Raw genomic sequence first — 14,688 nt, 5'->3', positions numbered from 1 at the left:
CGAGCGCGGACCGGCCAGCGGGGCAAGCCCTCTCGCCACACATATCCACCGGGCTAGAGGTTTGCGTCAGCCCTTACGCCGAAGCCGACAACGAATGAAAGCTGAAGTACTGCTGCAAGGCGCTGACCAGTTGCCCATATTCAGCCGGTGCCCGGAGCACGATAAAGCCCGCATCGTAGTGATGCGGGGTCGCGTCTTCATGGCACCACAGGCAACAGGCGGTGAAGTCGATCACCTGCTGGCAGCCGTCGCTGGCGGGGATTTTCAGGCGCAGTTCGAAGTCCGCGCCGATCATCATCGGTAACTGGCTGATCAGCATCAGCCCGTCTTCGGAGACATTGCCCAGATAGCCAATCGGTTTGTCGGTGACGCTGTTGAACACCCTTAAAAAATACGGCAGTTGATGCCGCTCGATCCGGCGGTCAGTGAACATGCTGAGTATCGCTATAGAAAGGTCATTAAGCATGACCGCACTAATGCTTCGGAACGAGCCTGCCCGGCAGGCTCGCTCTCCCCGGGATGTCAGTGCCACAGCAGCTCGCGCCCTGTCGCCTTACTGCGGGGGCCCCACGCATTGCAATCGTGTAGATAGAAGAGTTTAGCCCTATCTACCCGAATAGTAGCTGAATGCTCACTGCCGGCCAGGTGCTTAGGTGACAGATGACAGATGACATTACAACGTGCTGGGACGCACTTGCGCTGCGCTGCCGGTTGGGTAACGACCCAGCGACTGCAAGGTTTCCAGCCGTGCGCGAGCGCGGAACGCATACTCGCTGTACGGGTACTGAGTCATGATGAACTGGTAGGTCTGCGCCGCATCGACAAACATTTTCTGACGCTCAAGGCATTGCCCGCGCATCATCGACACTTCGGGCTGCACATAACGCCGTGAGCGGCTCTCGCGGTCGACCTTGGACAGCTCGAGCATTACGCTCTCGCAATCACCGCGATCATAATCGCGATAAGCATTGTTCAAGTGATGGTCCATCGACCAACGGGTACAGCCGACAACACTGAGGGCCAGAGCAGCAATGAGCACGAATCGCATGGGGGTTCTCCTGTCTTGTGCAGTGTATCGACCCGCTCCCGAAAATCTTCAGGCTGCCTGTGATGATAGGTTCAAGAAACAAACGAATAAGTAGTGCACACGAACAATGACTACAACTCACGGCCATAGTAGCCTCTGGTTGCGCTTGAACTCAGGAGTCTCTGCATGTCCGTTCGTCGTACTAAAATCGTCGCTACCCTTGGCCCTGCCAGCAACTCGCCGGAAGTTCTCGAACAGCTGATTCTGGCTGGTCTGGACGTCGCCCGGCTGAACTTCTCCCACGGTACTCCCGACGAGCATAAAGCTCGCGCCAAGCTGGTGCGCGCTATCGCCGCCAAGCACGGCCGCTTCGTCGCGCTGCTGGGTGACCTGCAAGGCCCGAAAATCCGTATCGCCAAATTCGCCAACAAGCGCATTGAGCTGAAAGTCGGTGACACGTTCACCTTCTCTACCAGCCATCCGCTGACCGATGGCACCCAGGAAGTCGTCGGTATCGACTACCCGGACCTGGTCAAGGATTGCGGCGTCGGTGACGAACTGCTGCTCGATGATGGCCGTGTAGTGATGCGCGTCGACACTGCGACCGTCGATGCGCTGCATTGCACCGTGCTGATCGGTGGCCCGCTGTCGGACCACAAAGGCATCAACCGTCGTGGTGGCGGCCTGACCGCACCCGCCCTGACCGAGAAAGACAAGGCTGACATCAAGCTCGCCGCAGAAATGGAAGTCGACTACCTCGCGGTATCCTTCCCACGTGACGCCGCCGACATGGAATACGCCCGAAAACTGCGCGACGAAGCCGGCGGTACTGCCTGGCTGGTGGCGAAGATCGAACGTGCTGAAGCCGTGGCCGACGACGAAACCCTCGACGGCCTGATCAAAGCCAGCGATGCGGTGATGGTTGCCCGTGGCGACCTCGGCGTGGAAATCGGTGACGCAGAGTTGGTGGGCATTCAGAAGAAGATCATTCTGCACGCACGCCGCCATAACAAAGCGGTGATCGTCGCGACCCAGATGATGGAGTCGATGATCCAGAACCCGATGCCGACCCGCGCTGAAGTCTCCGACGTAGCCAACGCCGTACTCGACTACACCGACGCGGTGATGCTCTCGGCCGAAAGTGCTGCCGGCGCTTACCCGCTCGAAGCAGTCCAGGCGATGGCGCGGATTTGCATCGGTGCTGAAAAGCACCCGACCAGCAAAACCTCTAGCCACCGCATCGGCAAGGTGTTCGAAAGCTGCGACCAGAGTATCGCGCTGGCGGCCATGTACACGGCTAACCACTTCCCGGGCGTGAAAGCGATCATCGCCTTGACCGAGAGTGGTTACACACCGTTGATCATGTCGCGTATTCGCTCTTCCATCCCGATTTACGCGTTCTCCCCGCACCGCGAAACCCAGGCCCGCGCGGCCATGTTCCGTGGCGTCTACACCGTACCGTTCGACCCGGCATCGCTGCCGCCTGAGCAAGTCAGCCAGGCCGCGATCGACGAGTTGCTCAAACTCGGTGTGGTCGAGAAAGGCGACTGGGTCATCCTGACCAAGGGCGACAGCTACCACACCACTGGTGGCACCAACGGCATGAAAATCCTGCACGTCGGTGACCCAATGGTCTGAAACTCAGACCGCTGAAACCAAAAAGCCCCGCAGCTAATAACTGCGGGGTTTTTTTTGGTTTTGGGTTTCTGGTCCTGCCATTTTATTGGCTGCCAAACCGCTATCGCGAGCAAGCCCGCTCCCACACTGGACCGCGTTCAGCCGCAAAATTCGCGGCCTACGCAGACCTAACGTGGGAGCGGGCTTGCTCGCGATAGCGGCGGGGCTGTCAGCGAATATTCAAACCCTGTAGAAAAATCTCGAAAATCAGCGCTCAACCACGAGGCACGAAGACGTCAGCCAGTAGTTGATTGCGCGGCAGACCCGCCAGGTACAGGCGCCGGGCGAAGGCGTCGACGCTGTCGGGGCTCCCGCAGAGTAAGGCCACGGTTTGCCGGGAAACTAACCGCAGTTGCGCCAAAGCCGTAGGCAACTCGGCCGCTGTCAGCAGCTCAATCGTCAGGTTTTGACGGTTTGAAGCCAGCGCCGCCATGGGTTTAGTCAGATAATGCTCGCTGGCATCATGGGCCAGGTGAATAACACGGATGGCGCCCTGATGATCCTGACGCAACGCCTCACGCAGCACGCCGAACAACGGCCCAAGACCGGTGCCTGCCGCCAGCAGCCAGAGGGGCCGGGATTGCCAATCCGGGTCGTAATGCAGGGCGCCGCCGCGCAGTTCGCCGAGACGGATCGGATCACCGATCTTGAGCTGGCGGGCCACGTCACTGAACTCACCGGATTGACGGCAATCGAGATGGAACTCGAGGAAGCGGTCTTCCTCCGGCAAGCTGGCCAACGAATACGGCCGCGCCACACCACTGGCTGTCCACAAGACCAAATGCTGCCCGGCTCGATAGCGCAACGGTCTCTCGGGTTTCAACCGCAGGCGCAGCACCGTCATGGACAACCAATCGACACCCACCACCTCTGCCGGCAGGCCATCGCGCACAGGGTCGAAGGTTTCGATCTGCAAATCCTCGACGACCTGACATTGGCAGGCCAACCGCCAGCCGCGCTGACGTTGCTCATCAGTCAACGCATCGGGTCGGCTGTCGCTGGGTTTGCCTTGAACGCAATGCACCAGGCACGCGTGGCAACTGCCGGCGCGACAGCTATAAGGGACACGGACACCGGCCTGGTTCAGGGCGTCGAGCAGGTTGCTCCCCGCCTCCACCGACCACTGTCGCTCACCCACCCGTAATTCAGGCATCAATGTTTTCCCAGGCCGCAGCGCAGCGATTGCGGCCGTCGCGCTTGGCGCGATAAAGCGCCTGATCCGCACGTTGCAAGGCCTCATCCAGATCATCGCCTAGCTCAAGCAAGGTCATCCCCGCCGACAGGCTCAGGTCGTGCACGCTCAGACCAACCAACTCGACATCGGTGAAGGCGATGCGCAGACGCTCGCAGCACGAGGTCAGGCGTTCGGCATCACAATCGGGCAACAACACGACAAACTCCTCACCACCATAACGGGCCAGCACATCACCGTCGCGCAAGCAGGCCGTGGCGACGGCGGCAAATGCCTGCAACACCTGATCACCTGCCGCATGCCCGTGAACATCATTGATTCGTTTGAAATGATCCAGATCGATCAGTGCAAGGCCGTGAATCACGTCGGCGTCCATGCTGTGCAATTCACGGGTGGCCAGGCGCAAAAAATGCCGGCGGTTGAACAGGCCAGTGAGTTCGTCGGTGGCCACCAGATCTTCGAGCTGACGCATCATCCCGCGCAAGGTGTCCTGGTGGGCCTGCAACGCGAAGCGACGTTGGCGCATGCGCTGGCGTGAAGCCCGGACGTAATTGGCATAAAGAGTGAGCCACACCAGGACGATAAACAACACGCCGACTTGCAGCACCGCCAGCCGGGGATCGGCCAATTCGAAGTGGTAGCCTTCCCATAGATTGATCCCGGCAAAACTGAAAAAAGCCAGCGCCGCACAGCGCACGAATGCCCTGCGCGGCAAATGAAACAGACCGAACAGCAGGATCAACACGTAGAACACCAGGAACACGCCCCGGGCCATATCAAGTTGAGCGAGCAGCCAGGTTTGCCAGGCGAGGCCCAGGACTATTTGCAGCTCAGTCAGACTGGGGTCGGTAAAGCGCAGATTGCGCCCGTTGAGAAATACGCCGAGCAAGGCCGCTTGACTGAGTATCACCAGCACCGTGGCAATCACTGCGCTGCTCACTGAGGCGCGATAGTCACCACTGAGAACGGTCAGCCAAAGCAGCAGCAATGCCAGCCCATAGGTGCCCGCCGCCAGGGTAAAGCGCTTGAGCAACAGACTCTGTATGGCTTTATCGGTCAATCTTTGACTCACCGTGCGAAAGGGGGGCTGAGCCGGGTTTCCTACCCAACAGGCCACGTGCCACTTTAGTGTCGTGGCCCAAAAATAACTATTCAATTTTTGGGTGGCCGGTAGGAGTCTGCCCCAGACTGCGATCTTTTCGGGGCCCCCAAGATCAAAAGATCGCAGGCTTCGGCAGCTCCTACAGAGATTTGCATATATCAGTGTATGCGACCTTCGTTTGACTACCGGCGGGTGTGCCCAAGCGTTGGGCGCGTTATACTGCCGCGCCTTTTTAGCGTCGCGCCAGCATGCCCGGCGTGCCTTAAAAGGTGTTTTCAGTGACCAGATCCACCCGACTGAAGGCACCTTATTAAATGTTCCCGTCTTATAGAGGAGCGCGACTCATGACCGTGATCAAGCAAGACGACCTGATTCAGAGCGTTGCTGACGCCCTGCAGTTCATTTCCTATTACCATCCCGTGGATTTCATCCAGGCCATGCACGAGGCCTATCTGCGTGAAGAGTCGCCGGCAGCCCGCGACTCCATGGCGCAAATCCTGATCAACTCGCGCATGTGTGCCACTGGCCACCGCCCGATCTGTCAGGACACCGGCATCGTGACCGTGTTCGTACGTGTGGGCATGGATGTGCGCTGGGATGGCGCGACCATGGGCCTGGACGACATGATCAACGAAGGCGTGCGTCGCGCCTACAACCTGCCGGAAAACGTCCTGCGTGCCTCGATCCTCGCCGACCCGGCGGGCGCTCGTAAAAACACCAAGGACAACACCCCGGCGGTGATCCACTACTCCATCGTCCCGGGTAATACCGTGGAAGTGGACGTGGCGGCCAAGGGCGGCGGCTCCGAGAACAAATCGAAGATGGCCATGCTCAACCCGTCCGACTCGATCGTCGACTGGGTACTCAAGACTGTCCCGACCATGGGTGCTGGCTGGTGCCCACCGGGCATGCTCGGCATCGGCATCGGCGGCACCGCCGAAAAAGCTGCGGTGATGGCCAAGGAAGTGTTGATGGAATCCATCGACATTCACGAGCTGAAAAAGCGCGGCCCGTCCAACCGTATCGAAGAGATGCGTCTGGAGCTGTTCGAGAAGGTCAACCAACTGGGCATCGGCGCCCAGGGCCTGGGTGGCCTGACCACCGTGCTCGACGTGAAAATCATGGATTATCCGACCCACGCCGCGTCCCTGCCGGTGTGCATGATCCCGAACTGCGCCGCCACCCGTCACGCGCATTTCGTGCTTGACGGTTCCGGCCCGGCATCGCTGGAAGCGCCACCGCTGGACGCCTACCCGGAAATCGTCTGGGAAGCCGGCCCGTCAGCGCGTCGCGTCAACCTCGACACCCTGACCCCGGAAGACGTGCAGAGCTGGAAGCCAGGCGAAACCGTCCTGCTCAACGGCAAAATGCTGACCGGCCGCGATGCGGCGCACAAGCGCATGGTCGAGATGCTGAACAAGGGTGAAACCTTGCCGGTAGACCTCAAGGGTCGCTTCATCTACTACGTCGGCCCGGTTGATCCGGTGCGCGATGAAGTGGTTGGCCCAGCAGGCCCGACTACCGCGACGCGAATGGACAAGTTTACTCGTCAGATCCTTGAGCAGACGGGTCTGTTGGGCATGATCGGTAAATCCGAGCGCGGCCCAACCGCGATCGAAGCGATCAAGGACCACAAAGCCGTGTACTTGATGGCCGTTGGCGGCGCCGCGTATCTGGTTGCGCAAGCGATCAAGAAATCCCGCGTGGTGGCCTTCGCCGAACTGGGCATGGAAGCGATCTACGAGTTCGAGGTCAAAGACATGCCGGTGACCGTTGCAGTCGACAGCAAGGGCGAGTCGGTACACATCACTGGTCCTGCCATCTGGCAGAAGAAAATCAGTGAAAGCCTGGCGGTAGAAGTGCAGTAAGCACTTAAACCTCCAGATCTAAAAAACGGCCGGACTGTTGTCAGCAACAGCCCGGCCGTTTTTTATTGCCTGTCACCTTAACAACACAACTTACGTAGCAGCTGACGAGCCTTGCGAGGCTGCGTTCGGCCGCGAAGCGGTCGCAGCCCGGCAGACGCGGTTTATCTGAAGCACCGTAGCGCCTGATTTACGACCGCTTCGCGGCCGAACGCAGCCTCGCTGAGCTCGTCAGCTGCTACAGGCTCCAAAGCGAGGCCTTCATCTGCGCCCATGGTATGGTGCCCACCCCCAATTCTGCCTATTGCCTATACATGCTTGCGACTTCCCGCTCCCTGCGCCTGACGCTGTATACCCTGCTGATCGTCGCCGGTGCGGTGATCGCTGCCGGTCTGGCCATGCGTCACACCGAACGCCAGGCGCTGGTGGACGATGCCGCACGTGCCAATGAACAGCTGGCGCTGTACGCCAATTCCCTGCACACCCTGATCGAGCGTTATCGCGCCCTGCCCTCCGTGTTGGCACTGGATCCGGAACTGAGTTCGGCACTTAACGGCCCGGTAAGCACCGAGCGACAGGACGCACTGAACCGCAAACTGGAAAAGATCAACGACGCCGCCCAGTCGTCCACGCTGGAACTGCTTGACCGCACTGGCCTGGCCGTGGCCGCCAGTAACTGGCAGCTACCGAGCAGCTATGTTGGCCATAACTATGGTTTCCGTCCGTACTTCAGCCAAACCCGCAGCCAAGGCACCGGGCGCTTTTATGCGGTGGGCGTGACCAGCGGTATTCCCGGTTATTTTCTGTCCAGCGCGGTGACCAGCAACAGCGGCGAGTTCCTCGGCGCGATGGTGGTGAAACTGGAGTTCCCCGAACTTGAGCGCGAATGGCGTCAGGGCAGCGACATCCTGCTGGTCAGCGATGCCCGCGGCATCGTGTTTATCGCTAACCAGCCCGGCTGGCGTTATCGTCAATTGCAGCCGCTATCGGACAGCGACCGCGCCGAACTCAAAGCCACCCGTCAATACGACAAGCAACCGCTGACCCCACTCGAACGCCGCGCCGTACGGCACTTCGACGAGAACAGTTACCTGGCACGTGTCGAGGGTCCGGACGGTACGGCAGATTACCTGTGGGAATCGCTGCCACTGACCGCCGAAGGCTGGACGCTGCACCTGCTGCGTCGCCCCCAAGCCGCCATCGAAGACGGCCGTAACGCTGGTCTCGCAGCCGCTGGATTGTGGCTGACGCTGGTGTTCCTCTTGCTGTTTCTCAACCAGCGCTGGCGCCTGGCCCGTCTGCGTCAGCGCACCCGCGAGGAACTCGAAAAACTGGTGGAAGAGCGCACCCGTGATTTGCGCACCGCTCAGGACGGCCTGGTGCAGTCAGCAAAACTTGCCGCCCTTGGGCAGATGTCCGCCGCGCTGGCCCATGAAATCAACCAACCGCTGACCGCTCAACGCATGCAGCTGGCCACGCTGCGCCTGCTGCTGGACCACGGCCGGGTGGATGACGCCTATAAAGCTCTCACACCGCTGGATGACATGTTGACGCGCATGGCCGCCCTTACCGGCCATCTCAAGACCTTCGCCCGCAAGAGCCCCAGCGGTTTGCGCGAGCGACTGGACCTGGCGGCGGTGGTCGATCAATCCTTGCACCTGCTCGACGCTCGTATGCGCGACGAAAACGTCAGCAGCGTGCTGCACCTGACCCGTCCGGCATGGGTACGTGGCGATGCGATTCGTCTGGAGCAGGTGCTGATCAACCTGCTGCGCAATGCGCTGGATGCGATGGGCGACAAGCCGCTCAAACGTCTGGAAGTCCGCATCGAAGCCGATCAACAGCTGTGGCGGCTGACCGTTGCCGACAGCGGTGGTGGTATTACTGAAGAGAACCTGGCAAATGTGTTCGACCCCTTCTTCACCACCAAACCGGTGGGCGACGGCCTCGGTTTGGGACTGGCGGTGTCTTACGCCATTGTCCACGAACACGGCGGGCGCCTGAGTGCTGGCAATCACGCAAACGGCGCGATCTTCACCCTGACGCTGCCTATCGCTCTGGAGACGTAAACCCATGTTGAACTCGGTGATTGTGGTCGACGATGAAGCCAGTATCCGCAGCGCCGTGGAGCAATGGCTGAGTCTCTCCGGTTTTGTGGTGCAGCTGTTCAGCCGCGCGGAAGAGTGTCTGGCGCAGCTACCGGGGGATTTCCCCGGAGTGATTCTCAGCGACGTGCGTATGCCCGGTATGGGCGGCCTGGAGTTGCTGAGCAAGGTCCAGGCGCTGGACCCTGATCTACCGCTGATCCTGCTCACGGGTCATGGCGACGTGCCGATGGCCGTCGAGGCGATGCGCGATGGCGCCTACGATTTTCTTGAAAAACCCTTCAGCCCCGAAACGCTGCTCAGCAGCCTGCGCCGGGCGCTGGATAAACGTCGGCTAGTGCTGGAGAATCGCGCGCTGCACGAGCAGGCCGACAATCGCGCCAAACTTGACGCCAACCTGCTCGGGGTTTCCCGTGGTCTGCAGACCTTGCGCCGACAAGTGCTGGACCTGGCGGCGTTGCCGGTCAACGTGCTGATTCGTGGCGAAACCGGCAGCGGCAAAGAGCTGGTCGCCCGTTGCCTGCACGATTTTGGCCCCAGGGCTGCCAAGCCTTTTGTGGCACTGAACTGCGCGGCGATCCCCGAGCAGTTGTTCGAAGCCGAGCTGTTCGGCCATGAAAGCGGCGCCTTCACGGGCGCTCAAGGCAAGCGCATCGGCAAGCTCGAGTATGCCGACGGCGGCACACTGTTTCTCGATGAAATTGAAAGTATGCCGTTGGCCCAACAGGTCAAGCTGCTGCGGGTGTTGCAGGAGCAGAAGCTGGAACGACTGGGCTCCAACCAGAGCATCCGGGTTGACCTGCGAATCATTGCCGCGACCAAACCCGATCTGCTGGATGAAGCCCGCGCCGGGCGTTTTCGCGAAGACCTGGCCTATCGTCTGAACGTCGCCGAATTGCGCCTTCCGCCGTTGCGCGAACGCCGCGAAGACATCCCATTGTTGTTCGAGCATTTCGCCCACAGCGCTGCGCAACGATTGGGGCGTAGTTTCCCGCCACTGAGCGGTCCGCAACTGAGTCGCCTGCTCAGCCACGACTGGCCGGGCAACGTCCGCGAACTGGCCAACGTCGCCGAACGTCAGGTGCTGGGGCTTGGTGAGCCGGAACCAGAAGGCATAGAACCCGGCCAGTCTCTCGCTGCGCAGCAGGAAGCCTTCGAAGCACACTGCCTCAGGGCGGCCATGACACGGCACAAAGGTGATATCAAAGCCCTGCTCGCTGAGTTGCAACTGCCGCGGCGGACCTTCAATGAAAAGATGCAGCGGCATGGGTTGGCGCGCGAGATGTTTTTGAAGGATGAGTGATTTTTCTCTGGCCTTCATGTTGTGTTGCCTGTCCTGCCCTCATCGCGAGCAAGCTCGCTCCTACAGGTAATCGCGTACCCTTGTAGAGCGAGCTTGCTCGCGATTGGCCCGTGCAGGCTACGACCTTTAGAGATCTGTGCCGGATAAGCGGATTTCCGCTCATCGCCCAGTCATCCTTCAGCGGATTTCCGCTCAACAAATCGCCACACCCCCTCTAAATCAGGCCTCTTCGTCTTGGCACAGCTCCTGCTATAGCCCTGTCAGGCTGCGTTTCCGCGCGCTCCACAAAAACAATTAAATGAAGGATCCTTTATGGATAATTCCAACACCCTGCCTCTTGGGTCGGCGGCTGCGCCGGCAAAAGAAAGAACCACCTCTAGCCGTATCAAGTCGATTTTCAGTGGCTCTGTCGGCAACATGGTCGAGTGGTACGACTGGTACGTCTACGCTGCCTTCTCGCTGTATTTCGCCAAAGCGTTCTTCCCTAAAGGCGACACCACTGCACAGCTTCTGAACACCGCAGCAATCTTCGCCGTGGGCTTTTTGATGCGCCCGATCGGTGGCTGGCTGATGGGCCTGTATGCCGACCGCAAAGGCCGCAAAGCCGCATTGATGGCTTCGGTGCTGCTGATGTGCTTCGGCTCACTGATCATCGCCTTGACCCCCGGTTATGAAACCATCGGCGTCGGCGCTCCGATTCTGCTGGTGTTCGCCCGCTTGCTCCAGGGCCTGTCAGTGGGTGGCGAATACGGCACCTCAGCGACCTACCTGAGCGAGATGGCGACCAAGGAACGTCGTGGCTTCTTCTCCAGCTTCCAGTACGTCACGCTGATCTCCGGTCAGCTCGTCGCGCTGGCGGTTTTGATCGTGCTGCAACAAACCCTGACCACCGAACAGCTGTATGACTGGGGCTGGCGTATCCCGTTTGCCATTGGCGCGCTGTGCGCAGTTGTCGCGCTGTACCTGCGTCGTGGCATGGAGGAAACCGAGTCGTTCACCAAGAAAGAGAAGTCGAAAGAAAGCGCGATGCGCACTCTGATGCGCCATCCGAAAGAGCTGATGACCGTGGTCGGCCTGACCATGGGCGGCACCCTGGCCTTCTACACCTACACCACCTACATGCAGAAATACCTGGTGAACACGGTCGGCATGAGTATCTCCGACTCCACCACCATCTCGGCGGCGACGCTGTTCCTTTTCATGTGTATACAACCGTTGGTTGGCGGGCTCTCGGATAAGGTCGGGCGGCGACCGATCCTGATTGCCTTCGGCGTTCTGGGCACATTGTTCACCGTACCGATCCTCACCACTCTGCACACCGTCCAGACCTGGTGGGGCGCGTTCTTCCTGATCATGGCTGCGCTGATCATTGTCAGCGGCTACACCTCGATCAACGCGGTGGTCAAAGCCGAGCTGTTCCCGACCGAAATCCGCGCCCTGGGCGTCGGGCTGCCGTACGCACTGACCGTATCGATCTTCGGCGGCACCGCTGAATACATCGCACTGTGGTTCAAGAGCATCGGCATGGAAACCGGTTATTACTGGTACGTCACCGCCTGCATCGCCGTTTCGCTGCTGGTGTACGTGACCATGAAAGACACCCGCACGCACTCGCGGATCGAGACGGACTGACAGGCAAAAAACGCCCTTGTAGGAGCGAGTTTGCTCGCGATGAGGCCACAACAGCCACCGCTTATGGTGGCTGTCAGACCGCTATCGCGAGCAAGCTCGCTCCTACAAGGATGGCCACGACTCGGTCTTGAGAGGTATCAAGACAACTCGGCAGCGCCCTGACGCACGTACTTGTTCTGAACGTACGAAGCGCCCGCGATCAACACCACCAGAATCCCCGCCAACACCAGCGACGAACCAATGGTGCCGAAGTCCAGACCACCCTTTTCATGGGGTTTGGTCAGGAAGTCGCCAAGGGTTGCGCCGAACGGACGCGTCAACACGAAAGCAATCCAGAACAACAGTACCGACGAAATTTTGGTGAAGTAACGCGCCAGCACTACCAACGCGATGGTCGAACCGATGAACAGCGCGCCACCGGCAAAACCCAATCCCGAGTCGTCGGCCAGATAATCACCCAGCGCCGTGCCCAATGTGTTGGAAAACAGAATCGCCATCCAATAGAACATTTCGCCACGAAAAGTCTGGATTTTGTTCACGTTCAGCGAGTCGCCGCTCAGGCGCCAAAGGGCGAATATCGTCACCAGAATCGCGATCAGGATCATCGAGCCCGTGGCATAGCCCAGACCCAAAGTGCGGTCCATGAAGTCCGACATGGTGGTGCCGGCTGTGCTGGTCGAGAGGATCACGACCCAGTACAGCACCGGGTTGTAGGTTTTCGAAAACAACTGCGTCACCAGCGTCAGCAGGAACACGCTGATCAGGATCATCGAGCTGATGGCGTAGCCGACATTCAAGGTCATCGACAGCAAATCCCCCGCGGTTTCCCCCAAGGTCGTCGCGCAGATTTTCATGACCCAGAACGCCAGGGTGATCTGAGGAAGCTTATTCATTTGGTGCGGTACTCCAGAGCTCTACTTCAATACGGCCGGTTTCTTATGGTTATGGCCAGGGTGGAGACTGAATGGGAGGCGGTGAAAATTAGGTAAGTGCCGTATGAAAAAAACCATGGGGTCGCCGGTTTTAAGGATTTTTATAAAATTAATGATCAGTTAATGCTCGAGTTTCACTCTTCATCGGACTGGATCGACCGTAGAGCGTCAAACGCTACCTGCTCAAACCACACCGGAAAGCAGCGATTTGCGACGCCTAATACATCTATTAAATCGATTCTTTTAAGCATTTATTTGCACTTTTTAAACAAATTTACAGGCGTAGCATGAACTCCATACCCAACGCACTACGCGTAAACGAACCGGAGTAACCGCCATGAAAATCAAACTGATCATCGCCCTGACCCTCTCCGTGTTGGCTGCCAACACCTTCGCCGCCGACGGCTACGACCGTACTGGCTCGGCTACCGTCGCTGCTGACGGCTACGACCGCACCGGCTCCGCCACCGTCGCTGCTGACGGCTACGACCGCACCGGCTCCGCCACCGTTGCTGCTGACGGCTACGACCGCACCGGTTCCGCCACCGTCGCTGCTGACGGCTACGACCGCACCGGCTCCGCCACCGTTGCTGCTGACGGCTACGACCGTACTGGCTCGGCCACCGTTGCTGCTGACGGCTACGACCGCACTGGCTCCGCCACTATCAGCTAACACTCAATCGCGACATCACAGCCCGGCTTCGGCCGGGCTTAGTCGTTTTTTGAGAGAAGGAAAATCATAGATCCGCACCGTCCCTGTGGGAGCGGGCTTGCCCGCGAAGCAAGCACTGCAGTCTGTCTGAAACTACGCGTTATCGTTCTTCGCGGGCAAGCCACGCTCCCACAACGACCGCGACGCATCACCCACTTGTTTCTCTCCTGACTGGAAATAACCTCCGACGCCCTGCACTATTGCCGCCTCCCATTGCCCACCACCTCAGGAACCCCCGCGCCATGCCTGACGATATCCATTATTACGAACCCGCCCAGGGCCACGGCCTGCCCCATGACCCGTTCAATGCCATCGTCGGCCCGCGCCCTATCGGCTGGATTTCCTCGCAGGATGCCGAAGGACGCCTGAACCTGGCGCCTTACAGCTTCTTCAACGCGTTCAACTACATTCCGCCGATCATTGGATTTTCCAGCGTTGGGCGCAAAGACAGCCTGAACAATATCGAGCAGACCGGCGAGTTCGCCTGGAACCTGGCGACCCGCCCACTGGCCGAGCGGATGAACCAGAGTAGTGCCATGGTGCCGCCAGGGATTAACGAGTTCGAACTGGCCGGGCTGACACCGGCCGCCTCAAAAGTCATCGCGGTACCACGGGTAGCCGAAAGCCCGGTGTCCTTCGAATGCAAGGTCACGCAGATCATTCAACTGCAACGGGCAGACAAAGGGTTGGTGCCCAGTTGGCTGATTCTCGGCGAAGTGGTCGCCGTGCATATCGCCAAATGGCTGCTCAAGGATGGGGTCTACGATACCGCCGCGGCAGAGCCGATTCTGCGCGGCGGCGGGCCGGCGGATTATTTCCAGTTGGGGCCTGAGGCCTTGTTCAAGATGTTCCGCCCGGGGGCGGTTAAATAGTGCCCCAGGACAATTCGCCGTCTTCACTCACGTCGATCAATTGCTCAAGCTGTTGCGCGGCAGCCTGATCGGCGTCATGGGCGGTCTTGAATGTCTGGTCTTCGAGCACTTTATGAAAACGCGGGGCGCCTGAGCCACCCAGGGCCTTGACGGCGATTGCAGCGCTGTAACCACCCTCGCCCGGTACAACAGCGGAAACTGCTTCGAACTGCGCAAACTCTTTACGTGCCATGTCGCGGATCCTGGCCAATTGAAAGTCGGCCATTCTA

General features: G+C 59.5%; 13 protein-coding genes. 7 read left to right on the top strand and 6 right to left on the bottom strand.

Going from position 1 to position 14,688, the window contains the following annotated elements; translation table 11 throughout:
• Positions 1-73: 73 nt before the first annotated feature.
• Together ACZYSM_RS17790 and ACZYSM_RS17785 are read right to left on the bottom strand one after the other, a co-directional pair.
• Positions 74-433, bottom strand: a complete 360-nt coding sequence (locus ACZYSM_RS17790) for a PilZ domain-containing protein (RefSeq protein ID WP_489073020.1) — start codon at positions 431-433, stop codon at positions 74-76.
• Positions 434-673: 240 nt separating this feature from the next.
• Positions 674-1,048, bottom strand: a complete 375-nt coding sequence (locus ACZYSM_RS17785; RefSeq protein WP_489073018.1) for a tetratricopeptide repeat protein — start codon at positions 1,046-1,048, stop codon at positions 674-676.
• A gap of 165 nt (positions 1,049-1,213) precedes the next feature.
• On the opposite strand from ACZYSM_RS17785, the gene pyk reads away from it, so the two are divergent.
• Positions 1,214-2,665: a pyruvate kinase gene (gene pyk / locus ACZYSM_RS17780; RefSeq protein WP_489073016.1), complete on the top strand. Its 1,452-nt coding sequence runs from the start codon at positions 1,214-1,216 to the stop codon at positions 2,663-2,665.
• A 253-nt stretch (positions 2,666-2,918) separates the two neighbouring features.
• Here pyk and ACZYSM_RS17775 read toward each other — a convergent pair whose 3' ends face one another.
• Positions 2,919-3,857, bottom strand: coding sequence for an iron-sulfur-binding ferredoxin reductase (locus tag ACZYSM_RS17775; protein WP_489073014.1), 939 nt, complete (start codon positions 3,855-3,857; stop codon positions 2,919-2,921).
• The gene (locus ACZYSM_RS17770; RefSeq protein ID WP_489073012.1) at positions 3,850-4,956 is read right to left on the bottom strand and encodes a GGDEF domain-containing protein; all 1,107 of its coding nucleotides are present in this window, start codon (positions 4,954-4,956) and stop codon (positions 3,850-3,852) included. Before ACZYSM_RS17770 ends, ACZYSM_RS17775 begins: the two co-directional genes overlap by 8 nt.
• Before the next feature lie 386 nt (positions 4,957-5,342).
• Here ACZYSM_RS17770 and ACZYSM_RS17765 point away from each other — a divergent pair, with 386 nt between their 5' ends.
• From ACZYSM_RS17765 to ACZYSM_RS17750, 4 genes are all read left to right on the top strand, one after another.
• Positions 5,343-6,866, top strand: a complete 1,524-nt coding sequence (locus ACZYSM_RS17765; RefSeq protein ID WP_489073010.1) for a fumarate hydratase — start codon at positions 5,343-5,345, stop codon at positions 6,864-6,866.
• Positions 6,867-7,177: 311 nt separating this feature from the next.
• The gene (locus ACZYSM_RS17760; RefSeq protein ID WP_489073008.1) at positions 7,178-8,932 is read left to right on the top strand and encodes a sensor histidine kinase; all 1,755 of its coding nucleotides are present in this window, start codon (positions 7,178-7,180) and stop codon (positions 8,930-8,932) included.
• Between the two features lie 4 nt (positions 8,933-8,936).
• Positions 8,937-10,271 carry a sigma-54-dependent transcriptional regulator gene (locus tag ACZYSM_RS17755; RefSeq protein WP_489073006.1) on the top strand — a complete coding sequence of 445 codons (1,335 nt, stop codon included), beginning with the start codon at positions 8,937-8,939 and terminating at the stop codon, positions 10,269-10,271.
• Positions 10,272-10,583: 312 nt separating this feature from the next.
• On the top strand, positions 10,584-11,903 hold the full coding sequence (locus tag ACZYSM_RS17750) for an MFS transporter (protein ID WP_489073004.1): 1,320 nt from the start codon (positions 10,584-10,586) through the stop codon (positions 11,901-11,903).
• Between the two features lie 137 nt (positions 11,904-12,040).
• On the opposite strand, the gene ACZYSM_RS17745 is transcribed toward ACZYSM_RS17750, so the two are convergent.
• The gene (locus ACZYSM_RS17745; RefSeq protein ID WP_489073002.1) at positions 12,041-12,796 is read right to left on the bottom strand and encodes a COG4705 family protein; all 756 of its coding nucleotides are present in this window, start codon (positions 12,794-12,796) and stop codon (positions 12,041-12,043) included.
• Between the two features lie 376 nt (positions 12,797-13,172).
• Here ACZYSM_RS17745 and ACZYSM_RS17740 point away from each other — a divergent pair, with 376 nt between their 5' ends.
• On the top strand, positions 13,173-13,508 hold the full coding sequence (locus tag ACZYSM_RS17740; protein ID WP_489073000.1) for a heme utilization protein: 336 nt from the start codon (positions 13,173-13,175) through the stop codon (positions 13,506-13,508).
• A gap of 281 nt (positions 13,509-13,789) precedes the next feature.
• Complete coding sequence (locus tag ACZYSM_RS17735; RefSeq protein WP_489072998.1) at positions 13,790-14,419, top strand: flavin reductase family protein; 630 nt, start codon at positions 13,790-13,792, stop codon at positions 14,417-14,419.
• Here the strand turns inward: ACZYSM_RS17735 and ACZYSM_RS17730 are convergent.
• Positions 14,412-14,684, bottom strand: coding sequence for a hypothetical protein (locus tag ACZYSM_RS17730; RefSeq protein ID WP_489072996.1), 273 nt, complete (start codon positions 14,682-14,684; stop codon positions 14,412-14,414). The two genes, ACZYSM_RS17735 and ACZYSM_RS17730, sit on opposite strands and share 8 nt — an antisense overlap.
• Between the last annotated feature and the right edge of the window lie 4 nt (positions 14,685-14,688).

The sequence above is a fragment of the Pseudomonas sp. F220 genome (assembly GCF_057813935.1).
Note: the sequence above shows the minus strand (reverse complement) of the source record. Positions and strands in the feature narration are given on the sequence as shown.